The following is a 23,309-nucleotide window of genomic DNA, read 5'->3' as shown; positions in this document are numbered from 1 at the left end:
GCGCACGGGGGAGCGGAGACGGCAATAGTCATCGTGGTCTTCGACGCCGACCGGGAGTGGTACATCCAGGGTCGCGTCTACGCGAACATCATCGAGTCGGTGCCGGCCGGGATGCTCCAGGACGACGACCTGGAGCTACATTTGTGGCCCGCCCGGGCGATGGGCCTGCTGAGGCTGCCGGGCATGGAACCGGATCGAGCCGAGCGAATCGCGGCAGCGCTCGTTGAGGGCGTGACCCGCCGCCTGCGGACCATCGACCAGAGCGACACCGAGATGGTCACGTTCCACGAAGGCCTGCGAGAGATCGCCGCCCGGCACGCCTGACTCGTGCCCGCCGGGTCAAGGGACAAGCAACTCCGAGCGGTACTCGGCGGCCAGCGCGGCGGCCCGGTTCCGGCGCTCGGCCTGCTCCTCGTCGGTGAGAGCCGGCGGCGGCGAGGTGGGACCGTCCACCCGGTCGCCCACGCGCAGGAAATACTCGTCCTGCCCGGCTGGCGTGCACATGCACAGCAGCCGCGCGGGCTGGTCGAAGGAGTTACGGAAGAAGTGCGGCGCGTTCGCCGGAATGTTGATTGTCTCCCCGGCCCGCGCGACGGTCTGCTCGCCCCGGAACGTGAACTCCACCGCCCCGTCGAGCACCGTGAACATCTCCTCGAAGTCGTGCCGGTGCGGAGGCGGTCCACCGCCGGGCGGAACGCGCATGTCGATCAGGCAGTACCGGCCGGCCGTCTGCTCGCCGGTGACCAGGATCGTGTAGGTGCCGCCCGCGATGGCGAGGTGCGTGAGGGCGGGGTCGTCGGGACGGGCGTGGACGAGGGTACGGGTCGGATCGTCGGACGGGATCGCAACGCTGGCCATCGGCTCTCCTCGCTCGCGGGTCTGCTCATGGGTCTGCGGATCGATACCCCTCATAGCCATCCGGAAAGCCGCTAAACCTGGGTGTCCTGGTGGACCGTCACGCCGGTCGGCGGGCGACCACTGCCAGGGCCATGCCGAAGAACTTCAACGGCGATCGCTCGACCGCGTCGGTCACCGGCCGGATACGACGCCCGAAGCCGGACCGGTCGAACGGCGGCATGATGTAGTCCCACGCGGCCAGCTTGCCCCGGTAGTGGGCCATCACGCCGTTGATGTGGTTGATCATGGCGGTGCGCAGCGAGCTGCCGCTCAGGCGCTGCATCCAGGCCGGCTGCTGGGCGTGCCACGCCAGCGTGTGGCCGCGGACCTGGAGGCCACGCTGAGTCGCCCAGTTGTAGATCTGGTCGCCGGAGGAGAAGTTGAACTGGCCCTGGTTGGGCTGGAGCGCGTCCGGCTTCATCTCGTTCTCGGCCGTGATCATGTTGAACTCACGGGCCGCGATGGTGCTGTAGGTGGAGTCGCCGAGCCGGCTCGCCGCGATGGCGGTGCCGAAGTACCGGCCCGACTGTGCCGCGGCGGCGCCGAGCGTGCTCGCCGCCGCCTGGGCCAGGCTGGGCACCACGAGCGCGGCACCGGCCAGTGCCAGCGCGCTGGTGACGGCGGCCAGCACCACCCGGTGACTGCGCCTCGGTAGATGTTTCATGACACTCCTCTGCATATCGGACGATGATGCGCTGGCGATGCCCGGCTGGACGCGGATGAGAGCCGGCGGTGCGCTCACTCCCCGCGTCACTGCCCTGAAACTTTTCGAAGATGTACCGGTAACTTCCCTGGGAAGATATCCGCGACGGCACGATCGGTCAATGTCGATGTCAACGCGAACATGGACTCAACCGGCTGATCAGCGCGGGAGTCCATGCATGACCATGAGAGCGAAGCGCAACGAGAACCGGGACGCGGACCGAAAGTTTCGGAGATTCCCGGCCCGGCCGCTCAGCGATCGGCGGCGTCGTACCGCTCGCGGTTGGCGTGCACCTCGTCCATGTGCGCCTCGGCCCACAGCTTCATGCCGTACATCAGCCGGTGCAGCGACTGACCGAGGTCGGTCAGCTCGTAGGTGACTGTGACCGGCACGCTCGGCGTCACGGTGCGGGTGACCAAGCCGTCGCGTTCCAGGGACCGCAACGTCTGGGTGAGCATCTTCTGACTGACCCCGGCCAGCCGACGGGACAGCTCGGAGTAGCGCATGACCTGCGGCTCCGCGTTGCGGTCCGGGCCGTCGCGGCCGAGCGCGGCCAGGATCAGCGCCACCCACTTGTCGGAGATCCGGTCCAGGAGTTGCCGGCTCGGGCAGCCGGCGAGGAACGCGTCGTACTCCTCACGCGCCTGCGCCCGCTTCTCCGCCGCCGTCTGCGTCGGCATCGTCCGCACCTCCTCCTACCCGGGGGTACCCAACGCACTCCGAAGTGCGTACTTCCCGAAAGAAAGTTACCCCTCCATCGTGGAGCAGGGCATTCCTCAAGAACAAGGAGACACCATCATGGGTACGCGTACCTTCCGCGCCGCCGTCGTCCGCGCTCCGGGCGGACGGGACACGATCGAGATCATCGACGTTCCGGAGCGCGAGCCGGGGCCCGGCGAGGTCCGGGTGGACGTCGCGGCGGCACCGGTCAACCCGGCCGACCTCGGGGTCGTCGGCGGTTTCTTCCACTCGCTGGGGCTCATCCACCAGCCGCACCACACCGGCCTGGGCTGGGACTTCGCCGGTGTCGTCGCCGCGGCCGGGCCGGGCGTCGACCTCGCCGTGGGCACCCGGGTCGCCGGGCTGGTCGGCGGGTTCGACCGCGACTTCGGCACGTACGCCGAGCAGCTCGTCGTAGCCGCGGCCGACGTCGCCGTCGTACCCGATGATCTGGATCTGGTGGCGGCGGCGACGGTGCCGCTCAACGGCCAGACCGCGGCGCAGATCGTCGACCTGCTCGGCGACCCTCCCGCCGACGGCCGGCTGCTCGTCACCGGCGCGGCCGGTGCGGTGGGCGGCTACGTCGTGCCGCTCGCCCGGGACCGGGGATGGCGGGTGACCGGCCTGGCGCGGGCCGGGGACGAGAAGTTCGTCCGCGGACTCGGGGCCGACTTCATCACGGCGGCCGAGCCGGGCTGGGACGCGGTCGCCGACGCCGCCGGATGGCAGGACCAGGGGCTCGCGCTGGTAGGCGACGGCGGCGTGTTCGTCGGCGTACGGCCGAACGCCCACCCGGCCGCCGAGCGCGGCGTCACGGTGCGCGCGGTCGACGTGCGCCCCGACGGGGTACGCCTCGCCGACCTGCTCGCCCGCACCGCAGCCGGTGAGCTGCCGGCCCGGGTGCACGCGGTCCTGCCGCTGGACCGGGTGGCGGACGCGCATCGGGCGGTGGCCGAGGGCGGGGTACGCGGACGCTACGTGCTGCGCCCCTGATCAGCAGCGCACCGCCACCCGAGCGACCGCACGGTCTGCGGCCTCGGGTGGCACGTCGCTCCGGCCGCCGACGTCCAACGCCAGCAAGCCCTGGTCCAGGCCGACGAGCAACGTTCCGCCGACCGTGCAGCAGGTGAGCGCCGGGTGGTAGACGGGGATGGTATGCAACACCCGGCCGGTGGACGGATCCCAGATCCGTACCGTCCGGTCCCGGCTGGTCGAGGCGAGCAGATCCCGTCCGCCGACGCGCACCAGGCTCAGCCCGGTGACGGCAGCCGTGTGGCCGGTGAACACGCCCACAGGCTCGCCCCACTCGGCGTCCCACAGCCGGATCGTGTGGTCGGCGCTGGCCGACGCCAGCATCCGGCGATTCGCAACGACGAGCCCGCAGAGCGCGGTGACCGCGTCCTGGTGTCCCTGCCGGGTCCAGACCGGTGTGTCACCACCGCCCCACAGCATCACCGTGCCGCTCTTGTCGGCCGAGGCGAGCGCCTCCACACTGGGCCACCGGACCGTCGCGAGGGCGGTCACCCAGGCACGGGTGACGTGCCCGAGCAGGACCGCCCGCACGGCGCCGGTCTGCGGGTGCCAGAGCCGGATGGCCTGGTCGTCGCCGGCCGACGCGACGAGCGTCTCACCGCCGATGACGATCGGACAGACCGCCGCCACCGGGGCGTGGTGCTCGGTCATCGACCCCATCTGCGCGCCGTGCCGCACACTCCACGTCCCGACCGTGTTGTCGTCCTGCGCGGTGACGAGCAATGGCTCCTCGACGTCGGCGACCGCGCACATCGCGTTGACCGGCCCGCCGGGTGTCGGAATCTCCCGCAACCGCTCGCCGGTGGCGGCGTCCCAGACGCCCACGCGCCCGTCGGCGCCGCCGGAGGCGACGAGACCCGGCCGCTCGCCGGGGACCGCGCAGAGGCTGTGCACGGGCCCGAGCCGGTCCCGCTCGGCGACCGTGTCCGGTCGGCCGCCCGCCGGATCCCACAGCCGCACCGTGCCGTCGTCACCCGCCGTCGCCAGCATCCGGTCCTTCGCCGTACGCAGCTCGCAGACCGCGCGGATCCAGCTCGCATGTCCCCGCAGGCTCGGCCGAATGGTCCAGGTCGACACGTCCCAGATCCGGATGAGCCCGTCCTCACCTGTCGACACGAGCAGACAGCCCTCGTCGACCTCGACCGTGCAGAGGTCCGTGACAGGTCCGCCGGTGGCGAGGATGTGGACGCATTCGCCGCTCTGCGGATCCCAGAGCCGGACCGTACCGTCGTAGCCGGCCGAGGCGAGCAACGTGCCGCCAGGCGCACGGACGGCGTAGAGGGTGGTCACCCAGCCGACGTGTCCGGTGAGAGTCAGCGCCGGGCGCGTGTCACATGTCGGCTCCCAGACCCGGACCACGCCGTCGAAACCGGTGGAGGCGAGCAGGTGCCGGCCGCCCGCCGGAACGTACGTCACAGCGGTCACCCAGCCCGAGTGGCCGGTCAACGCGTAGCGCTGCGTCCCGGTCACCGGATCCCAGATCCGGACCGTCCGATCGTCGCCGGCCGAGGCGAGCAGGTCGCCGTCCGGCAACGGGATGACGCAGATGTTGCGGACCCAGTCGTCGTGCCCGCGCAGTTCGTGCCGGCGCTGACCGGTTCGCGGATCCCACAGGCCGACAGTCCCGTCGTGACTGGCGGTGGCGATCAGCGTCTCGCCGGCGCCGGTACGGACGGCGCACAACCCGCGGATCGTGTCGCCGTGACAGGTGAAGACCGCCACGGCCTGGTTGGTCAACGGATCCCAGAGCCGGACCGTGCCGTCGTCACCGGCGGAGGCGAGCAACCACCGATCGTCCAGCTCGACGGCTGCCACGTCGTAGACGGCCTGCGAATGCCCGTCCAGCACACTGCGCTCCTGCCGGGGCGGGGTGTGCGCCCAGCGCGCGCGGTACGGCGCGGGGTCGGCCTCGATCCCGCTGCCCAGCCCGTCGAGTCGGTCGACCACCGAGAAGAGGGCGGCGCGTTCGGCCGGCGCCGCCGCGACCGCGAGCGGCGTGCGGTGCAGCAGCCGTACCCGTGATCGGGACAACGGTTCCAACGGTCTCTCCATGTCGACGACCGAGAGCAACCGCTCCAGGTGCGCGTGCAGGAGGTAGTCCTCGTCGGCGAGGAGCCGTTCCACGAGCCCGGCGCGGGAGGCGTGCTGCGGCAGGGAGCGCCGCAGGTAGTCGGGCACCGAGGCCCATCCCACCTCAGCAGCCAGGTCCGTCCAGGCCGCGACCAGCCGTCGCTGATCGTCCCGCCGCGATGCCCCGGCCAGCAACGCGTCGTTGAGGGCCTGGTGGAACAGGCGGTACGCGGGCTGGCTACCGCCGCCGGTCTCGACCAGGAAGTTCGCCGCCGACGTACGGGCGAACGCGAGGAGTTCGTCCTCGGTGACCGTACCGCCGAGCGCGGTCACCGCGATCCGCCAGAGCGACAGCGGCAGGCCCGGCGTCTCGGCGTACGCCAGGGCGGTGAGGGCGAGCCGGGCGGAGGCCGAGCCGGCAGCCGGCAGCCCGGCCAGGTAGGAGTCGAGCGCATGGGCCACTGTCGCGGTGAACGACACCGAGGCCGGGTCGACCGGCTCGATGTCGCGCAGCGCGTGTGCCCGGGCGACGAGACCGGCCACCAGGAAGTTCCCCTTCGCCAGCCCGGCGATGCGGCGGGCCAGCGGGGCGGCCGCCGCCGGGTCGGTGTACGGATTGCCCGGCCGTTCCGCGCCCAGCAGCCGCAGGGTCGCCAGGGCGTAGTTCATCAGATCGGCCTCGGCGAAGTACTCGGGCGTGTCCAGATCCACCAGCTCGACCGGATCACCGAAGCAGGAGATCAGGTCACCCCGGTCGTCGCCGCGCCGGGTGCCGACGACCACCCGGACGCCGTACCGGCCGCACTCCCGGGCCAGCGGTAGCAGGACGTCGTCGATGACCTGCCGCGCCTGACCGGGGGCGGCCGTCTCGTCCAGCGCGTCGATGACGAGCGCGAAACGAGCCGGACGACGCGCCAGCCGGTCCCGCACCGCCGGCATCAGGTCAGCCGGCGCACCGGGCAGTTCGACGGCGGCGGCCCGTGCGATCTCGACCGCCACCTCGAGCGCGGTCTTGCCCTTGGCGTGCACGGCGCAGGACACCGAGCCGACAGTGGCCCGCACGGCGTTGTCGCCGCCCGGCAGGCCGGCCCGGATCTGCTGGTCGGCCGTGGTCACGACACGGCCCAGGACGGCGGACTTACCGACCCCGGGTGAGCCCGTGACGATCAGCGGCCGGGTGGCGGGCGCCTCCCCGTCGATGAAGTCGACGATCCGCCGGAGCGCGGCCGTACGACCCCGGAACCGCGCGCCACCCTCGGTGTCCACGGCGACGCCCCGCGCTCGGGGCAGCCAGTGCCGGCCGGCCTCACCGTCGGTGCTCAACGTCCACCCCCAGGCCGAGAGGGCGGCGTCGTCGGCGTCCTCGACCCGCCAGGCCGACAACGCGCCCAACGTCATCGCCGGCACCTGTTCGTCGGCGTGGTGCAGGGTCACCGCCTGACCCTTGCCCTTGCCGTCGGCCGTGACGACGACGCCGACCACCGCCTCGTACTCCGGGGACCACAGGGCGCCCCCGCTGAACCCCTTGCTGAGCGGCCCGGAGGCGCCGCTGTCGATGGTGACGTGGCCGTACCCGCCGGTTTCGACGACGGAACCGGTCGCCTGGAGGCCACCGACCACTCCCGTCGGGAAGCCGTACGCCCAGAAGGGACGGTCGAGCAGCGGCTCGGGGGCGAGGCAGCGCAGCCGCGCCGGGGTGACGGTGGCCGGCACCGGCTCGACGAGTTCGAGCACGACCAGATCGACGTACGCCTCCCGCATGCCGTCGTGCCGGCACTGCCGGACCTTGCGCCGATCGAAGTAGGCGACCTTGGGTGCGCGTGGAAAGGCGACCATGAGATCAGGGCGGAGGGTGCCGTCGGTGGCGAACGCCACGTGGTGGCAGGTGAGCACCAGGTTGGTGGCGATCACGATGCCGGTGCCGAGCGCCGTGTGCGGGTCCGCCTCGCGGTGCAGAGCAACCGCCCACGAGCTCTCGTCCGGGGCCGCTGTCACGGGCCGACCCGGCCGTCAGCGCCGTGGGCCGGCACCGCGATCGGTGGGGCCGTCCGGCTGCCAGGCGAGCGTGACCTCGAAGTTCGCCTCTCCGGTCGCCTTCGCCACCACCCAGCTCGCCGTGCCGGTGGCCTTGATCCCGAAGCGCACCTCCACCGCGTCTGGAGAAACGGTCTTGACCTGTTCCAGCAATTCCCGGGCGGCGGCGACCGCCGGCGCCGCGGATTCGCGTACCCAGCCGGCGACATCGCCGAAGCCGGCGGGCTGGAAACCGGGCGTCGGCTCGACTTCGATCAAGGCAACCGTTTCGTCATCGACCTGGTAGCGGACCACCTCAGACTGCACGGTCACCTCCGTGACGTATTTCAGGAGAACAGGCAGGAGGGCTCGCGGCGGAGCAGAACTCCGGCCCTCTCACCGGTCTGCCATGCTGCCCGCTGTCCTTGTCACTTCGCAATGGTCGGGACGGCGAACCGCGCCGAAGCCGCCGAACAGGCGTTTCAATCGAGCCGTCCACGCAGGACCGTTGGAGATCCACTACGCGGCCCTGTCGGCTTTCGTCAGCGAGATCGGTGACCTTGCGCGAGTCCGGCACCGTCGGCAGAATCGGCCCGTGCGCCGGGGCCAGCCCTCGTTGCCCACCTCGATCATGGCCACCCCTTCCGAGCCTTCGATCACACCGTCGACGCGGTGGGAGCTCGTGCCGCAGAGGAGCATCCGCATGCCGGAAAAGGAACTGACCCTCGTCGACCGGTGCATTCTTGTCACGCTGATGGTGAAGGCGGCGCCTTTGCCGCAGACCTACTTCACCAATGTCGCCGGAATCGGGCTGAAAGCGGATCACCGCCGCCGACTTCAGTCACTCGGCCTGATCGAGGTTACGGAGAAGCCCATCACCCTGGCGCTCACCGACAGAGGATGGGATCGGGCCACGGAGGAGCTGGGCGCGGAGCCACCCAAGGGTGCCGGTACCGCCGGCGGCACGCTCTACGTCGCGCTCGACTTCCTGCGCCGGCTGATCGACCACTCCGGGACCCGCGCCGACGACCTCTTCCGGATGCAGATCAACCGGGACGAGGTCGTCGCGCCGCCGGTGACGTCGTCGGGGGCACCAGCCGTCGACGCGGTCGCGCTGATCCGGCAGGCGTACCACGAGCTGGCCGCCAAGCCCGGTGACTACGTGATGCTGGCCGACCTTCGCGGCGCTCTCACCGACCTGTCCCGCCCCGAGTTCGACGCCGCACTCATGACGCTCAATCGGGAGCGTGGCGTACACCTGGTGCCCGAGTCCAACCAGAAGGTCCTCAAGCCGCAGGAGCGGGCGGCGGCGGTGACCATCGGCAACCAGGACAAGCATCTGGTCGCCATCTCGTCATGATCGGTGACGAGCAACGCCGTGCCCTCGCAGCGCTGAGGTTCAACTGGGCTCCGACCCCGGACGACGTCTGGAAACCCACGCCGTTTCACGTGGAGGGCCTGCACCACGACGTCGTCACGACGGTCCTGGACAGCTTCGCGGAGGCTCAGGCCAGCACCGACTCCAGTCCGGTGGGGGTGGCCATCCTCGGCCAGCGCGGCACCGGCAAGACCCACCTCATCGGCACGGTCCGCCAGCAGGTGCAGGCACGCGGCGGGTTCTTCTTCCTGGTCGAGCTGCTCGAGGCCCGGACGTTCTGGCAACGCACCGCGATCTCGATGCTGGAGGGCCTTGTCCGGCCGATGCCGGACGAGACGACCCAGCTGCGGACGTTCCTGCGCCGGCTGGCCGACGAGGTGGGGGCGCCTCGGACGGTACGGCGCGCGGTCGCCGGCGAGACCGAACTCAGCCGGTCGACGCTCGACGCGTTCGCCGACCTGATCCGCAAGAAGGACCGCCAGATCGGCACGGAGTGCCAGGACACCGCGCGGGCCCTGGTGCTCTACGCGGCCGAGCAGTCCGCGGTGCAGGACATCGGCTACGACTTTCTGTCCTCGATGGACGAGGAGGAGCCCGGCCAACGGGCCGGGTGGGGGCTGCGGCGCAACCGACGGGCTCCCCAGGAGGTGGTCCGGGACATCTCCCGGCTGCTCGCCGTCGTCGGCCCGACCGTGATCGCGGTGGACCAGATCGACCTGATGATCGCCCAGTCCGTGAAGGCCACGAACCAGGACGCCCGGGGCGAGGCGGACTGGCAGACGTCGCTCCTGCTCGAACAGGTCGCCAGCGGCCTGATGGCGCTGCGCGAGACCACTCGCCGGACCCTGTCCGTCGTCTCGTGCCTGCCGCAGACGTGGCGCAGCATCCAGCAGCAGGCGACGGACACCGTCCAGGACCGGTTCCGGGAAGCCGCCCCGCTCAAGGAGATCCCGTCCGTCGAGGTGGGTCGCGAGCTGGTCGAGAAGCGGTTCGCGGTGCTCTTCGAGGGCCTCGGGTTCACACCGCCCCACCCCACCTGGCCGGTCCACCCGGACGCGTTCCAGGAAGTAGTCGGCTTCACCCCCCGTGAGCTGCTGCGACGGATCGACGCACACGTCCGGGCCTGCCTGGCCGACGGTGAGGCGCGGGAACTGCGGCACCTGCTGCACACGACCGGCGATCGCGCCGCCGACGGACTCGCCCACGCCCCGGTCACCGGGCCGCCCCCGGAAGAGCGGACGAACGGATTCGGCAAGATCGACGCCCGGTACGCGGAGCTGGTCGCCGCCGCCGACACCACCTCCGCCCTGTCCCCGCAGTCGGAGGACGGCCGCGTCCCGCGCCTGCTCGAAGCCGGCCTGACCGCGTGGATCGCCGCGCAGGGCGCGGCCGTCGACGCGTTCAGCCTCGACCCGATCCCCGCCGGGACCAAGCCGGCGCTGCACGCCCGGCTACGGCACAGCCTGAGCGAGGACAGCGAGGACGAGGAGCACTGGTCGTTCCGGGCGATCTCCGCGCCGCACCACATCGCCGTGCTCAACCGGATCCGCAACGCGATCACGACCGCCGGGCTCACCGAGGGGGTCGCCAAACGCCGGCTCTTCCTGCTGCGAAGCGCGGAGTGGTCGGCCGGTGCCCGTACCCGCGAGGTGCTTGACGCGTTCGAGCGGGCCGGCGGCCGGCGGCTTCCCCTGAACGCGCCGGACGTCGCCCGGCTGGCCGCGCTCGAACAACTCATCCAGGACTACGGGCGGGAGACGCTGCGGCCGTGGTTCGCCGATCGCCGGCCGGCGTCCGACATCACCTGCCTGCGGGAGGCGCTGGGCGACTGGCCGGGCGAGCCGGCAGCCGTCCGGGCCGAAGAGGGACCGGAGGAGGCGCCGGACCGGCCCTCGGTCGGGAAGCCACCGCCGGTCACCGCCGCACCGCGCTCTGCCGATCCCGTCCCGGTGCCGCCGGTGGTCGCTCCCCTGCCGCCGGTTGCGGGCATCGACCCGGAGCGGATGGAGATCGGCACTGTCACCGGACGGCCCGACCCGGTCGGCATCGACCTGGAGGCGCTGCGTCGACACACAGTCATCTTCGCCGGCTCCGGCTCCGGCAAGACCGTCCTGATCCGCCGCCTGGTCGAGGAGTGCGCCCTGCGCGGCGTGTCGGCCATCGTGCTCGACCCCAACAACGACCTGGCCCGGCTCGGCGAGGGCTGGCCCGCGCCGCCGCCGGGCTGGGGCGCCGACGACGCCCGCCGCGCGGCGGAATACCTGGCCGGCACCGACGTGGTCGTCTGGACCCCGGGACGGCAGGCCGGCCGGCCGTTGAGCTTCCAGCCGCTGCCGGCCTTCGCCGACGTGCTCGACGACCCGGACGGGTTCACCTCGGCCGTCAACGCCGCCGTCGCCACGCTCGCCCCGCACGCCCGGGTGGACGGCGGCACCGACAAGGCCCGGCTCGGCCGGGCCGTGCTGCGCGAGGCGCTGATCGGCTACGCGCGCAGCGGCGCGAGTGACCTGCGTGAGTTCACCGACGTCCTCAACGACCTACCGGACGGGGTGAGTCAGCTCGAAAGCGCGCCCAAACTGGCCGCCGGCATGGCACAGCTGCTCAAGGCCGCCCTGATCAACGATCCGCTCCTGGGCGGCGTCGGAACCCCTGTCGACCCGGGCGAACTGCTCACCCCGCCACCCGGTCGCCGCGCCCGGGTCTCGGTGATCAACCTCGCCGGTCTGCCCGAGGAGAATCAGCGGCAGAGCTTCGTCAACCAGTTGCAACTCGCCCTGTTCACCTGGATCAAGCGCCATCCGGCCGGGGACCGGCCACTCGGTGGACTCTTCGTCATGGACGAGGCGCAGACGTTGGCTCCGTCCGGCGCCGTCACCGCCTGCACCCAGAGCACGCTCGCGCTGACCTCGCAGGCCCGCAAGTACGGGCTGGGGCTGGTCTTCGCCACCCAGGCGCCGAAGGCGTTGCACAACCAGATCCCCGGCAACGCCGCCACGCAGTTCTTCGGCCTGCTCACCGTGCCGGTGCAGATCGAGGCGGCCCGGGATGTGGCCAGGGCAAAGGGCACCGACGTCCCGGACATCGGCAAACTGCGTACCGGCCAGTTCTACGCCGCGGTGGAGGGTGCCCGGTTCGTCAAGATGCAGGCGCCGATGTGCCTGACCCACCACCCCCGCAGCCCGCTGACCGCCGAGGAGATCGTCCGGCTCGCGACGCTCAGGTGATGTCGCGGCGCATCGGGACGACAACGGCGATCGCGGCGGCGGCGATCGCGTACCCGGTCAGCAGCAGCGCGCCGGCCGCCGGTGGCAGGAGTGCGACGGCGTCGCTGCCGAGCTGCGCGGACATCGCGTCGGCGACGTACGTGAAGTCGGTGAGTGCGGCGGTGGCGCCGCCGGGCAGGAGCGGGTAGAGCGCGTTGACGCCGGGGATCATCATCAGTACGGGCTCGGCCAGGTACAGGTAGCCGACCACGACGCACACGGCAGCGACCTGGTTGCGGAGCAGCGCGCCCACGCCGGTGCCGACGAGCAGGTACACCGCCATCGCGACGCCGATGCGGGCGAGCAGCGCCAGCACTGTGGGAGCGGGCAGGCCCAGCGACACGCCACGCGCGGCGGCGACTGTGAACAGGGCCACCGCGGCGGAGCCGGCCAGGGCGATCCCGTAGCCGAGGCCGACGATCGCGTGGGTGGCGAGTTTGGCGGCGAGCACCCGCCCTCGGCGCGGCGCGAACATGAACGTGACGGCGGCGGTGCCGTGCCGGTACTCGGACGTGGCCGCGAGGGCCCCGGCGGCGGCCGGCACGAAGGCGGTGAAACCGAGGATGCCGAGGATCGACCGCAGGCCCTCCTCGGTGTGCAGGCCGGGCATCGGCGGGTCGAAGTTCTCCGGTCCGACGAGCGCCATGAGCCCGACCAGGCCGCCGCCGAGCGCGAGGGCGGCGAGCAGCAGCCCGGTACACATGCGGGTGGCCAGGATCCGGCGTAGTTCCGCTCTGATCAGGTTCATCGGGCCTCCGCCGTATCGGTGGTCAGGTCGAGGAAGAGCTGTTCGAGGCTCGTGGTCTCGGTGACCAGCTCGTGGATCCGCAGCCGGTGGTCCGCGGCCAGGTCGGCGACGCGCGGCGCGTCCAGTCCGCGTACCCGCAGTCGGCCGGGCCCGGCCGGTTCGACGGACCCGGCGCCCGCCGTCAGGGCGGCGGCCAGGTCGGTGGCGTCCGGCGAGGTGACGAGCACCGTGGGTGGGCCGGTGAGCCGGGACCACGGCCCGGCGGCGACGAGTTCACCGCGCCGGATCACCACCACGTCGTCCACCACCTGCTGGACCTCGTGCAGGACGTGGCTGGAGACGAGCACGGTGCGGCCCTCGTCGGCGAGCCGGCGCAGCAGGCCGCGCAGCCACGACATGCCTTCCGGGTCCAGGCCGTTCGACGGTTCGTCGAGCAGCAGGACGCGGGGGTCGCCGAGCAGCGCCGTGGCGAGGCTGAGCCGCTGCCGCATGCCGGTGGAGAATTCCCGGGTACGACGGTCGGCGGCCTGCGCGAGGCCCAGCAGATCCAGCAGTTCCGCGACGCGACCGTCCGGGCAGCCGGCCATCGCGGCGTAGACGCCCAGGTGGTCACGGGCGGTGTGGCCGGGGTGAAACGCGTTGCCGTCGAACACCGCGCCGACGGTCCGCGACGGCTGGGCCAGCCGGCCGTACGGCTGCCCGCCGATCGTGGCGGCGCCGCTGGTCGGCGTCACCAGTCCGGTCAGCATGCGCATCGTGGTGGTCTTGCCGGCGCCGTTCGGGCCGAGAAAGCCGGTGACCGCGCCGGGTCGTACGGTGAACGTCAGGTCGCGGACGGCGGTGACGTCGCCGTAGCGCTTGGTCAGGCCCGACGCCTCGATCGCCAGCCGGTCGCCGGTCATGGCCGGCTCCCCGTCGCACGCCCGATCGTTTCGGCGAGGCGCGACGCGGCCGGGTCGGAGACGACGACCTCGTCGAACTCCCCGCCGGCCGCCGCGCGGTCCAGCACCAGGTGCAGACCGGGCTTACCGCGCCGGGCCGCCACGAGCTGCCGGGGACCGCCGAAGATGCCCCAGACGCCGACCTTGGCGAAGCCGGACACCGCGTACCCACGCCGGGCGCCACGGGCCAGCCGGATCGGCTCGTCCACCGGGGCGGCGTGCCGCACGGCGGCCAGGCGCAGCGTGAACCGCTCCCGGCCGACCCACATTCGTTCCCATCCGGTGAACCGGATGTCGATCACGTCGCGGTCAAGCGTTACCGATGCCATCAGTCGTCGCCCTTCGTCGTGTCGGAGTCGTGCGCTGATGTGTGCGTGTCGCCGGGGGCCGCCTGGCGGTCGGCGGGCATCAGGATGGTCGCCAGCAGCCGGGGGATCCGTCCGTCGCCGGGCCCTCTGGCGAGCAACGGGCCGACCAGCGCGTTGAGCCCGGCCGCGAACTCGTGCAGCTCGGCGTCGGTCAGGTGCAGGACGAGCTGCTGGTATCCGACGCCGTCGGCGACGAAGTCGACGGAGTCCCTCGCCAGGTAGCGGGAGAACTCGGACAGCAGGCTCGACACGAACGCGGTGAAGTAGCGCGCGTGGTCCTCCGGCGTCGCCGTCGCCAGTGCTGCGGGGTCCAGCGCCGCGCCGTGCGCGGGCAGTGCGTACACCCGCTCGACGGCCCCGCGGACCTTGCGCTCCTGCACCACGTCGAGCATCCCGGTCTTCACGAGCGTCGCCAGGTGCCGGTAGAGGGTGGCCTGCGGGACGTCGGGCAGCAGCTCGACCAGGTCGTGCGTGGTCACCCGGGCACCGGCGACCGCGCGCAGGATGCGGATCCGCACCGGGTGCAGCGCGATCTCCGCCCACCGCTCCATCGACGTCGTCACGCCACAGACGTTATCACTATCGAGAACGATAATGGTAGGGCGTGCCCGAGAACCGCGCCGGAAGGCGGCGGTCAGGCGGGCGGGCGGGTGTGGTGGGCCAGCACTCGCGACAGGAGCCGGGTCAGGTCCGCGCGCTCGTCCGGCGACAGCGGCGCGAGCAGGTCGTCCTGGACGGCGGCGAGCCGCTTCTCCAGCCGCCGCAACTGCCGCCGCCCGGCTGCGGTGATGGTGACGACGTTGCGCCGCCGGTCGGCCGGGTCCGGGCTGCGGGTGACGAACTCCCGCTCGGCGAGTTCGTTGAGCGCCGCCACCACGTCACTGACGTGGATGCCGCTGCGCCGGCCGAGCGCCGCCTGACTGGCCGGCCCGAACTCGTCGAGCGTGGCGAGCAGCCGGAAGTGGTAACCCCGCGCGTCGACAGCGGCGAGGCCGTCGGCGACCAGCCGCCCGGCGCGTACGGCGGTCCGGGTGATGAGCCAGCTCGGCAGGCCGGCCAGGCGGGTCGGTACGAGATCCGGCTCCGGGTTGTCCACGAACCCAGCCTAACCGAAACCGTTGGCACCCCCAACGATCTGCGATACCGTTGGCCGCACCAACGTTAGTGTGACCAACGATCGGAGAGCGACAGTGATCGAGCCGTTCCGTATCCACGTCCCCCAGGCCGACCTCGACGACCTGGCCGACCGCCTGGCCCGCACCCGCTGGCCCGACGAGCTGCCGGACGCCGGGTGGGACTACGGCATCCCGCTGACCCGGGTACGCGAGCTGGCCGAGCACTGGCGCACCGCGTACGACTGGCGGGAGGCCGAGGCCGAGCTGAACCGGTATCCGCAGTTCACCACCACGATCGACGGGCAGAACATCCACTTCCTGCACGTACGCTCCGCCGACCCGGACGCGCTGCCGCTGATCCTCACCCACGGCTGGCCCGGCTCGGTCGTGGAGTTCCTCGACGTGATCGGCCCGCTGTCCGAACAGTTCCACCTGGTCGTACCGTCGATCCCCGGGTTCGGCTTCTCCGGGCCGACCCGGGAGCGCGGCTGGGACGTCGACCGCGTCGCCCGCGCCTGGGCCGAGCTGATGCGCCGGCTCGGCTACCGGCGGTACGGCGCACAGGGCGGCGACTGGGGTTCGGTCATCTCCACCCGGCTCGGCGGCATCGACCCGGAGCACGTCGTCGGCGTACACCTCAACTACCTGCCCACGGCCCCGCCACCCGGCTGGACCGGGGAAGCCGGACTGTCAGGCGAGGACCGGGACCGGCTCGACCGGATCAGGCGGCTCAAGACGCAACGGCACCCTCATCAGGTGCTCTATGCCAGCCGGCCGCAGACCGTGTCGTACGCGCTCAACGACTCACCCGTCGGGCAGCTCGCGTGGATCGCGGAGAAGTTCACCGAGTGGACCGACCCGGGATCGGCCGTCAGCGTGGACCGCGTCCTCACCGACGTCTCGGTCTACTGGTTCACCGGCACTGCCGCCTCGTCCGCGCGGCTGGTGCGGGAGAGCGCGTTCGGTGGCCCGCCCGCGCCCTGCCCGCCCCCGCTCGGGGTCGCCGTGTTCGCGCACGACATCACCCGGTCCGTGCGGCCGATCGCCGAACTGACGTACACGATCCGGCAGTGGAGCGAGTTCGACCGGGGTGGTCACTTCGCCGCGCTGGAGGTGCCGGAGCTGTTCGTCGACGACGTCCGGTCCTTCTTCTGGAACCTGCGGTGACGGCGGCGCTCAGCCCATGGCCGCCGCGAACATCCCAGGCTCGTACGAGCCGCCGCGCTGGTGCACGAGCACCGCGAACCGGTTCGCCGCGTTGATCAGCCCGAGCAGGCAGACCAGCGCGGCGATCTGGTCGTCGTCGTAGTGCTTGCGCACCTGCTCCCACGTCTCGTCGGACACGCCCTGGTGGGCGTCGGCGAGCCGGGTGCCCTCCTCGGCGAACGCCAGCGCCGCGCACTCGGCCTCGGTGAACACAGTCGACTCGCGCCAGGCGGCGACCAGGTTCAGCCGGACCGCGCTCTCGCCCCCGGCCACCGCCTCCTTGGTGTGCATGTCGATGCACCAGCCGCAGCCGTTGATCTGGCTGGCCCGCAGCGACACCAGCTCCTGGACGGTGCGGGGCAGCGACGACTGGTGGATCATCAGGCCCGCACCGGCGAAGCGCTTCATGAACGTCGCCGAGACCGGGTTCTCGAACAGGTTGAATCGGGTCTGCATGGTTGCGCCCTCTCTGCTGGGGTGGACGTCGGACGAACACGAGATGCCGGGGACCGCCCCGGCGTGACGGCGGCACCGGGTGAGGACCACCACAGCGACCGGCTGTCACACGGCGACAGCGGCCGGCGTCTGGTGGGGAACGCAACCGAGCAGCGAAGGAGCCAGTCATGGCGGACCGCGCCACCGAGGACTTCCTCGCGCACCGGAACCTGCTCTTCACCGTCGCGTACGAGATGCTCGGCTCGGCGGCCGACGCGGAGGACGTGGTGCAGGAGACCTGGCTGCGCTGGGCCGGCGTCGACCTGGAGGCGGTCCGGGACCGGCGCGCCTACCTGGTCCGGATCGCCACCCGGCAGGCGCTGTCCCGGCTGCGCACGCTGGGGCGGCGCAAGGAGTCGTACGTCGGCTCGTGGCTGCCCGAACCGCTGCTCACCGCGCCCGACGTCGCAGACGACGTGACGCTTGCGGAGAGCGTGTCGATGGCGATGCTGCTGGTGCTGGAGACGCTCACGCCGACCGAGCGGGCCGTGTTCGTGCTGCGGGAGGTGTTCGACGTCGGCTACGACGAGATCGCCGAGACGGTCGAGCGGACCCCGGTCGCCGTGCGGCAGATCGCGCACCGGGCGCGGGCCCACGTCGCGGCGCGCCGCCCCCGGCGTACCGTCCCGGCGGCCGAGGCCCGCGACGCGCTCGACGCGTTCCGGCGGGCGGTCGAGACCGGCGACCTGGACGGGCTGCTCCGCGTCCTGGCCGCGGACGCGGTGCTGGTCGGCGACGGCGGCGGGATCAAGCAGGCGATCGCCCGCCCGGTCACCGGCGGCGACAAGGTGGCCCGCCTGCTCGCGGGCGGCTGGCGCCGGATCGCCGCCGTGGCGTCGATGGAACCGGTGCAGGTCAACGGCTACCCGGCGCTGCTGGTACGCCTCGACGGCGAGCTGGACACGGTCGTCGCGGTACGACTCGACGACGGCCGGATCAGCGGCCTCTACGCGGTGCGCAACCCGGAGAAGCTGTCCCACATGACCCGCGAGACGACGCTGCGCCGGTGACCGGCGGAAAGGCACGGCGGGAGGGCACAGCGGGCGGACCGTGCGACGATCGCCGGACGAGCAGCGCCGCCTCCCCCGACGTCAGCGCCCTCGCCATCAACGTCACAGTGCCGGAGGAGTTGCGCTGGACCGACACCCGGCGCGGCGAGGAGTTCACGCTGACCACGCTCAACATCCGGCTGCTGCCGGACGGGCGCCTCGCCGCGAAGGCGTACGGCCGGCCCACTGCCGGTGGACGCGGCGCGTACGTGTCGTTCCGGGTGCCGGACCGGCCGGAGCTGGCCGCGCTCGTGGCGGCGGCGGCCGACCGCGCCGCCGCGCTCTGGGCCGCGCACGGCGGCCTGGACTGACCGCGCTCAGCGGCGGACGCCAACCCCGCCGTAGCCGTGCGACACCGCCGCCTGCGGCTCGCCGTCGGGCCGCCAGTCCGCCACCTTGACCAGGCCCGGCTCGACCAGCTCGTACCCGTCGAGGAACCGGGCCACCTCGTCGCGGGTGCGGGGCACGAGCGGGGAACTGCTGCGGCGGTAGATCGCTGTGCCCTGCTCGGTGGGCAGCGTCGGCAGGCCGTCCAGGGTGAGGTGGGACAGCGCGAGCACGCTGCCCGGGACTGTCGCGTCGCGCAGCGTCGCCACCGCCGCGTACGGGTCGTCGGCGTCCGGCACGAAGTGCAGCACCGCGAGCAGCAGCACCGCCACCGGCTCGCTCAGGTCGATGGTGTCCCGCAGCGTCGGGTCGGCCAGCAGGTCGCCGGGACGCCGCAGGTCGCCCTGGAGCACGACGGTGCGGCCGTCGGTGGGGAGCAACCGCCGGGCGTACGCGACGGCGACCTCGTCGTGGTCGACGTAGACCACCCGGGCGTCGGGGCGTACGGCGCGGACCACCTCGTGCACGTTGCCCTGGGTGGGCAGGCCGGCGCCGATGTCGAGGAACTGGCGTACGCCCTGCCCGGCCGCCCAGCGCACGACCCGGCGCAGGAACGCGCGGTTGCTCTGCGCGGCGACGCCGGTGTCCGGGAAGATCTTCAGGACCTCCTCGGCGGCGGCGCGGTCGGCCGCGAAGTTGTGGCAGCCGCCGAGGTAGTAGTCGTACATCCGGGCGACATTGGGTCGGTTCTCAGCCTCCGTCACGCCTCGATGTGTAGCACTCTGGGCGACACACCGCTGACCCGTCGTGTCGGTGGTCCGGCCGATCCCGCCGTCCACCTGGTACGACGGTGGGACACGCCGGCGCGAGGAGGTACCGATGACAGGTGGACGGGAGACAGTGGAGGTCGAGCCGGTGGTGTTCCGCGCCGTCTACGACTCGCCCGCGTCGCTGCCCGGGCGGCACCGGTGGACCACCCCGGAGGCGGACGTGCGACGGCTGGAGAAGCTGCTGAACATGCCGGCGCGCAGCATCGGCGCGCCGCTGTGGGTCAGCGGCGACGAGCCGGACTGCCCGAAGTGCGGGCGGCGGGTCACCTGGTACGACATCGTCGCGTCCGCGCTGCACGGCGTACACGACCACACGATGATCGCGCGGGTGATCCTCGGCGAGCGCAAGTACGTGAACACCGAGGTGCCGGACGCGATCCCGGGTGTCCACTGTGCCGACTGCCGCACCCCGATCACCGGGCTGCGCAGCTTCAAGTGCCACAACTGGGCGTACGCGTTCGAGGCGCTGGAGGAGGTCGTCGCCCGGATGTCCGGCCTGCCGGCTCAGTCGCCGCCCGCCTCCTGAGCGCGCCGTTCTGGACGGCGGCCGGGCGGGGCCTCCGGCTCGGGACCGGGGTCGGGCACCGGCGGCATCGGCCGGGTGACCGGCCCGTCGCCGGTGACGCGGAGCTGTTCGCCGTGGTGCCACAGCTCCACCGCGTCACCAGGCCCGGCGTCCGGCAACTCGTAGCGGGCCTCCTGCGGCGTGAGCGTGACCCGCAGCCGGTGCCCGTGCCGGCGCAGGTGGAACGCGAGCCGGGTGATCGGCCGGGGTAGCCGCGGCTCGAACGCGAGCACGCCCCGGTCGTCGCGCAGCCCGCCGAAGCCCTGCGCCACCACCAGCCAGGCGCCGGCCAGGGACGCCAGGTGCAGCCCGTCGGCGGTCTTGTCGCCCAGGTCGGCGAGGTCCTGGAACGCCGTCTCGGCGAACAGGTCGTACGCCAGGTCGAGGTGCCCGACCTCGGCGGCGAGGATCGCCTGCGCGGACGCCGACAGCGACGAGTCCCGGACGGTCCGCGCCTCGTAGTAGGCGACGTTGCGCGTCTTCTCCTCGGCGGTGAACTCCCCCGGGCAGCGCAGCATGGCCAGCACCAGGTCGGCCTGCTTGACCACCTGCTTGCGGTACAGCTCCAGGTAGGGGAAGTGCAGCAGCAGCGGGTAGTCGTCCTCGCCGGTGCCGGCGAAGTCCCACTCCGGCTGCGCGGTGAATCCGGCCGACTGCTCGTGCACACCGCGCTTGCCGTCGTACGGGACGAACATGGCGTCGGCGGCGGCCCGCCAGCCGGCCGCCTCGGCGGCGTCGACGCCGAGCCGCGCGGCCACCTCGGGGCAGCCCTCGGCGGCGTCGGCGGCGCCGCGCAGGTTGCGCCGGGCCATCAGGTTGGTGAAGACGTTGTCGTCGACCAGCGCCGAATATTCGTCCGGGCCGGTGACGCCGGTCAGGTGGAACGCGCCGCCGTCGTCGAAGTGGCCGTAGCCGTGCCACAGCCGGGCGGTCTCGATCAGCACCTCGGCGCCGCACTCGGCGAGGAACGCGGTGTCGCCGGTCGCCGCCACGTACCGCAGCACCGCGTCGGCGATGTCGGCGTTGACGTGCAGGCCCGCGCTGCCGGCCGGCCAGTAGCCGGAGCACTCCCGGCCGCTGAGCGTCCGCCACGGGTAGGTGGCGCCGGTCAGGCGCAGCTCGGCCGCCCGGTCGCGGGCCTCGGGCAGGTGGGCGTGCCGCCAGCGCAGCGCCGAGCGGGCCAGCTCCGGCGCCAGGTACGTCAGCACCGGCAGCACGTAGCCCTCGGTGTCCCAGAGCACGTGCCCGTCGTAGCCGTTGCCGGTCAGCCCCTTGGCCGGGATGGTCCGGTCGCCGTCGGCGCGGCCGGACTGGAGCAGGTGGAACACCGAGAACCGCACCGCGAGCTGCAGCTCCGGGTCGCCCTCCAGCTCGACGTCGGCGGTGGTCCACGCCACGTCGAGCGCGGCGCGCTGCTCGGTGAGCAGGGCGTCGAGCCCGTCGTCGCGGGCCGTGGCCGCCTCCGCGACGACCAGGTCGGCCAGCTCGCCAGCCGGGGTGCCGTCGACGTCCGTGCACTCGTACGCGGCGAACCGGGTGACCCGGATGCGCTCGCCGGGGCGTACCGGACCGGACAGCGCCAGCCGGAACCGGTCGGCGGTCAGCTCGGTGTCGGTGGCGATCTCGTCGGGCGCTTCGACCCGGTGCGCGACGGCGACGGCGACCCGCTGGCCGCTGCGCCCGGTCCGGTGCACGAGCACCCCGTCGGGGCCGTCTTCGCGGCGGATCTCGCCGGTGAGCGGGTCGTGGATCACCGAGGCTGCCCGGGGGTCGTCGGCGCGTTCCGGCACCCGCTGGTTGGCGAGCAGGTCGGCGCCGACCCGCAGCCGGACCGGCTCGTCCAGCGGCTCGACCGCCCAGTCGACGGCGGCGACCGGACGGCGGGTCAGCGAGACCAGGCGGGTGCTGCGGATCCGGACACCCCGGCCGCCAGGCGAGACCCACTCGGTCTCCCGGCGGACCACCCCCGCGCGCAGGTCCAGTTCCTGGTGGTGCCGCCGGATCGTGCCGGTGCTCAGGTCCAGCGGCTCGTCGTCGACCCAGAGCCGGATCAGGGCGGCGTTCGGCGCGCTGATCACGGTGTCGCTGCGTTCCGGGAACGCGTACCCGCTCTCCGGGTAGGTCAGCTCGTGCTGCTCGTGGAACCCGTTGAGGTAGCTGCCGGGCATGCCGCAGGGCTCGCCCTCGTCGAGCGTCCCGCGCCAGCCCACCCAGCCGTTGGCGAGCGCGAAGACGGACTCGGTCTCGCCCAGCCGGTCCAGGTCCGCGCTCGTGCGCCGGATCCGCCAACCGTCGTCGCCGTGCGGCACGTGCCCTCCCGAGTCCGAAGCCTGGACCGCCACCGAACCAGACCCGGCTGGGAGGTGGCTGGGACTCCGATACCCGTGGCGAACCCGCCCGCACCTGCGGGTGGCCGATCACACGGTGACGAGCACCAGCGTGGCGGCGGTGCCGAGCACCAGGAACGGACCGAACGGCAGGTGCCCGGACCAGCGGACCCGCCGGGCGGCGAGCAGCGCCACCCCGGCCGACCCGGCGAGGAGGAGCGCGAGCACCAGCCCGGCCACCAGCAACGGCCAGCCGTACCAGCCGAGCAGCGCGCCCGCGCCGAGCGCCAGCTTGGCGTCGCCGAGACCGAAGCCGCGCCGCCCGAACAGCAGCGTGGTCGCGGCGAAGCCGCCGCCGAGCGCCAGGGCGGCCAGGACGGCGCGTACCAGCGGGTCGACGCCCGGACCGGTCAGCGCGGCCACCCCGAGCAGCGCCCACACGCCGGCGGCGGCCAGCCAGGTGAGCCGGTCGGGCAGGCGGTGCGCCATCGCGTCCACGATCGTCATCGGCACCGCCCAGACCAGCCACCACGCCAGCGCCAGCCGCGCGGCGGGCGCGCCGCCGGCGAACACCGGCACGGCCACCGCGAGCAGCAACGCCACCTCCACCACCGCGGGCGGCGCGCCGACCCGGGCCCGGCAGGCCGGGCACCGGGCCACGGGGCCGAGCGCCGGCAGCGGCCGGTCCAGCCCGATCGGGGCGCCGCAGCCGTCGCACGCCGTCCGGTCCGGACACCCCGGCGGTACGGCGTAGCGCGCCACCGCCAGCCGGAGCAGGGGTACGACCGTCAGGGCGGCGGTCAGCCGGGTGCTCGGACGGCGGGCATCGGCCACCGGTCCGGTACGCCGCACCCGTTCAGCCGTCATGCCGGATCCCCCGTCCGGTCGCCGTGCGTTCCATCGTGGAGCACACAGAGTGATTTATCGCTCGCGCGGATGTGACGGAGGAAGCCCGCAGCGGCGTGCGGCGCGACGCGCGACCGGCCGGGACTAGCCAGGGCGTGAGCCCCGGCGAACCGACGGGACGGATCGGACGAGCGGCATGCTCCCCACCCATACCGGCGGCCCGTTGCCACCGCCGCGGCGCGTACGGGTGAGCACACACCAGCCGGCCCGGAGCCCTGCCGAAGCCCACCAGTCATCGTGGTGACACACACCGGCCACCACCTCCCGTCTTCACTCACCGTGTTCACGTGAATTGCCTCTGTTGCATCGGCGGACGTGAGCCTATGCTCGCCCCTTGGGTACGACGCAACCCCCGA

22 protein-coding genes are annotated in these 23,309 nt (G+C 72.7%); 8 read left to right on the top strand and 14 right to left on the bottom strand.

Translation table 11 applies throughout. The features are described from left to right. Positions 1-33 precede the first annotated feature (33 nt). Positions 34-324: a hypothetical protein gene (locus MICAU_RS01445; protein ID WP_013283491.1), complete on the top strand. Its 291-nt coding sequence runs from the start codon at positions 34-36 to the stop codon at positions 322-324. Positions 325-339: 15 nt separating this feature from the next. On the opposite strand, the gene MICAU_RS01440 is transcribed toward MICAU_RS01445, so the two are convergent. The 3 genes from MICAU_RS01440 to MICAU_RS01430 form a co-directional block, all read right to left on the bottom strand. Then, positions 340-858 (bottom strand): cupin domain-containing protein, encoded by a 519-nt coding sequence (locus MICAU_RS01440; RefSeq protein ID WP_013283490.1) that lies wholly within the window; start codon positions 856-858, stop codon positions 340-342. A 97-nt stretch (positions 859-955) separates the two neighbouring features. Then, entirely contained in the window at positions 956-1,561 is a 606-nt protein-coding gene (locus MICAU_RS01435; protein ID WP_013283489.1) for an endo-1,4-beta-xylanase, read from the bottom strand. Between the two features lie 290 nt (positions 1,562-1,851). Continuing rightward, on the bottom strand, positions 1,852-2,280 hold the full coding sequence (locus tag MICAU_RS01430) for a winged helix-turn-helix transcriptional regulator (protein ID WP_013283488.1): 429 nt from the start codon (positions 2,278-2,280) through the stop codon (positions 1,852-1,854). A 118-nt stretch (positions 2,281-2,398) separates the two neighbouring features. Here MICAU_RS01430 and MICAU_RS01425 point away from each other — a divergent pair, with 118 nt between their 5' ends. Then, positions 2,399-3,313, top strand: a complete 915-nt coding sequence (locus MICAU_RS01425) for an NADP-dependent oxidoreductase (RefSeq protein WP_013283487.1) — start codon at positions 2,399-2,401, stop codon at positions 3,311-3,313. Here the strand turns inward: MICAU_RS01425 and MICAU_RS01420 are convergent, their stop codons facing one another. Beyond that, the gene (locus tag MICAU_RS01420; protein WP_013283486.1) at positions 3,314-7,417 is read right to left on the bottom strand and encodes a trypsin-like serine protease; all 4,104 of its coding nucleotides are present in this window, start codon (positions 7,415-7,417) and stop codon (positions 3,314-3,316) included. Positions 7,418-7,432: 15 nt separating this feature from the next. After that, positions 7,433-7,762: a CU044_2847 family protein gene (locus MICAU_RS01415; protein WP_013283485.1), complete on the bottom strand. Its 330-nt coding sequence runs from the start codon at positions 7,760-7,762 to the stop codon at positions 7,433-7,435. 181 nt (positions 7,763-7,943) lie between these two features. Between MICAU_RS01415 and MICAU_RS01410 the strand changes: the two genes are divergently transcribed. After that, positions 7,944-8,795 (top strand): hypothetical protein, encoded by an 852-nt coding sequence (locus MICAU_RS01410; RefSeq protein ID WP_244879710.1) that lies wholly within the window; start codon positions 7,944-7,946, stop codon positions 8,793-8,795. Further along, positions 8,792-12,037: a helicase HerA domain-containing protein gene (locus tag MICAU_RS01405; RefSeq protein ID WP_013283483.1), complete on the top strand. Its 3,246-nt coding sequence runs from the start codon at positions 8,792-8,794 to the stop codon at positions 12,035-12,037. Before MICAU_RS01410 ends, MICAU_RS01405 begins: the two co-directional genes overlap by 4 nt. Here the strand turns inward: MICAU_RS01405 and MICAU_RS01400 are convergent. The 5 genes from MICAU_RS01400 to MICAU_RS01380 form a co-directional block, all read right to left on the bottom strand. Then, positions 12,030-12,824 (bottom strand): ABC transporter permease, encoded by a 795-nt coding sequence (locus MICAU_RS01400; protein WP_013283482.1) that lies wholly within the window; start codon positions 12,822-12,824, stop codon positions 12,030-12,032. The genes MICAU_RS01405 and MICAU_RS01400 overlap by 8 nt on opposite strands. Next, positions 12,821-13,726 carry an ABC transporter ATP-binding protein gene (locus MICAU_RS01395; RefSeq protein ID WP_013283481.1) on the bottom strand — a complete coding sequence of 302 codons (906 nt, stop codon included), beginning with the start codon at positions 13,724-13,726 and terminating at the stop codon, positions 12,821-12,823. The genes MICAU_RS01400 and MICAU_RS01395 overlap by 4 nt, the downstream gene beginning before the upstream one ends. Further along, positions 13,723-14,094, bottom strand: coding sequence for a hypothetical protein (locus MICAU_RS01390; RefSeq protein WP_013283480.1), 372 nt, complete (start codon positions 14,092-14,094; stop codon positions 13,723-13,725). The genes MICAU_RS01395 and MICAU_RS01390 overlap by 4 nt, the downstream gene beginning before the upstream one ends. Further along, entirely contained in the window at positions 14,094-14,696 is a 603-nt protein-coding gene (locus tag MICAU_RS01385; protein WP_244879709.1) for a helix-turn-helix domain-containing protein, read from the bottom strand. The genes MICAU_RS01390 and MICAU_RS01385 overlap by 1 nt, the downstream gene beginning before the upstream one ends. 71 nt (positions 14,697-14,767) lie before the next feature. Continuing rightward, complete coding sequence (locus tag MICAU_RS01380) at positions 14,768-15,229, bottom strand: MarR family winged helix-turn-helix transcriptional regulator (RefSeq protein ID WP_013283478.1); 462 nt, start codon at positions 15,227-15,229, stop codon at positions 14,768-14,770. 94 nt (positions 15,230-15,323) lie between these two features. Here MICAU_RS01380 and MICAU_RS01375 point away from each other — a divergent pair, with 94 nt between their 5' ends. Then, the gene (locus MICAU_RS01375) at positions 15,324-16,415 is read left to right on the top strand and encodes an epoxide hydrolase family protein (RefSeq protein ID WP_013283477.1); all 1,092 of its coding nucleotides are present in this window, start codon (positions 15,324-15,326) and stop codon (positions 16,413-16,415) included. A 9-nt stretch (positions 16,416-16,424) separates the two neighbouring features. Here MICAU_RS01375 and MICAU_RS01370 read toward each other — a convergent pair whose 3' ends face one another. Beyond that, positions 16,425-16,910 carry a carboxymuconolactone decarboxylase family protein gene (locus tag MICAU_RS01370; RefSeq protein WP_013283476.1) on the bottom strand — a complete coding sequence of 162 codons (486 nt, stop codon included), beginning with the start codon at positions 16,908-16,910 and terminating at the stop codon, positions 16,425-16,427. A gap of 167 nt (positions 16,911-17,077) precedes the next feature. On the opposite strand from MICAU_RS01370, the gene MICAU_RS01365 reads away from it, so the two are divergent. Both MICAU_RS01365 and MICAU_RS01360 read left to right on the top strand, forming a co-directional pair. Continuing rightward, complete coding sequence (locus MICAU_RS01365) at positions 17,078-17,959, top strand: RNA polymerase sigma-70 factor (protein WP_013283475.1); 882 nt, start codon at positions 17,078-17,080, stop codon at positions 17,957-17,959. After that, complete coding sequence (locus tag MICAU_RS01360) at positions 17,956-18,309, top strand: hypothetical protein (protein WP_013283474.1); 354 nt, start codon at positions 17,956-17,958, stop codon at positions 18,307-18,309. Before MICAU_RS01365 ends, MICAU_RS01360 begins: the two co-directional genes overlap by 4 nt. A 6-nt stretch (positions 18,310-18,315) precedes the next feature. On the opposite strand, the gene MICAU_RS01355 is transcribed toward MICAU_RS01360, so the two are convergent. After that, positions 18,316-19,089: an SAM-dependent methyltransferase gene (locus MICAU_RS01355; protein ID WP_013283473.1), complete on the bottom strand. Its 774-nt coding sequence runs from the start codon at positions 19,087-19,089 to the stop codon at positions 18,316-18,318. 115 nt (positions 19,090-19,204) lie between these two features. Between MICAU_RS01355 and MICAU_RS01350 the strand changes: the two genes are divergently transcribed. Then, on the top strand, positions 19,205-19,681 hold the full coding sequence (locus MICAU_RS01350) for a hypothetical protein (protein WP_013283472.1): 477 nt from the start codon (positions 19,205-19,207) through the stop codon (positions 19,679-19,681). Here MICAU_RS01350 and MICAU_RS01345 read toward each other — a convergent pair. Then, positions 19,660-22,029: a glycoside hydrolase family 65 protein gene (locus MICAU_RS01345; RefSeq protein WP_013283471.1), complete on the bottom strand. Its 2,370-nt coding sequence runs from the start codon at positions 22,027-22,029 to the stop codon at positions 19,660-19,662. The genes MICAU_RS01350 and MICAU_RS01345 overlap by 22 nt on opposite strands. Positions 22,030-22,137: 108 nt before the next feature. Next, entirely contained in the window at positions 22,138-22,914 is a 777-nt protein-coding gene (locus MICAU_RS01340) for a prepilin peptidase (RefSeq protein WP_013283470.1), read from the bottom strand. Positions 22,915-23,309: the final 395 nt, after the last annotated feature.

The organism is Micromonospora aurantiaca ATCC 27029 (assembly GCF_000145235.1).
In the GTDB taxonomy this organism is placed as follows: Bacteria; Actinomycetota; Actinomycetes; order Mycobacteriales; family Micromonosporaceae; genus Micromonospora; species Micromonospora aurantiaca.
Note: the sequence above shows the minus strand (reverse complement) of the source record. Positions and strands in the feature narration are given on the sequence as shown.

Coding starts and splice junctions, on each gene's coding strand:
- MICAU_RS01440 (WP_013283490.1), bottom strand. CDS start 858: ATGGCCAGCGTTGCGATCCCGTCCGACGATCCGACCCGTACCCTCGTC.
- MICAU_RS01435 (WP_013283489.1), bottom strand. CDS start 1,561: ATGAAACATCTACCGAGGCGCAGTCACCGGGTGGTGCTGGCCGCCGTC.
- MICAU_RS01430 (WP_013283488.1), bottom strand. CDS start 2,280: ATGCCGACGCAGACGGCGGCGGAGAAGCGGGCGCAGGCGCGTGAGGAG.
- MICAU_RS01425 (WP_013283487.1), top strand. CDS start 2,399: ATGGGTACGCGTACCTTCCGCGCCGCCGTCGTCCGCGCTCCGGGCGGA.
- MICAU_RS01405 (WP_013283483.1), top strand. CDS start 8,792: ATGATCGGTGACGAGCAACGCCGTGCCCTCGCAGCGCTGAGGTTCAAC.
- MICAU_RS01400 (WP_013283482.1), bottom strand. CDS start 12,824: ATGAACCTGATCAGAGCGGAACTACGCCGGATCCTGGCCACCCGCATG.
- MICAU_RS01395 (WP_013283481.1), bottom strand. CDS start 13,726: ATGACCGGCGACCGGCTGGCGATCGAGGCGTCGGGCCTGACCAAGCGC.
- MICAU_RS01390 (WP_013283480.1), bottom strand. CDS start 14,094: ATGGCATCGGTAACGCTTGACCGCGACGTGATCGACATCCGGTTCACC.
- MICAU_RS01370 (WP_013283476.1), bottom strand. CDS start 16,910: ATGCAGACCCGATTCAACCTGTTCGAGAACCCGGTCTCGGCGACGTTC.
- MICAU_RS01365 (WP_013283475.1), top strand. CDS start 17,078: ATGGCGGACCGCGCCACCGAGGACTTCCTCGCGCACCGGAACCTGCTC.
- MICAU_RS01350 (WP_013283472.1), top strand. CDS start 19,205: ATGACAGGTGGACGGGAGACAGTGGAGGTCGAGCCGGTGGTGTTCCGC.
- MICAU_RS01340 (WP_013283470.1), bottom strand. CDS start 22,914: ATGACGGCTGAACGGGTGCGGCGTACCGGACCGGTGGCCGATGCCCGC.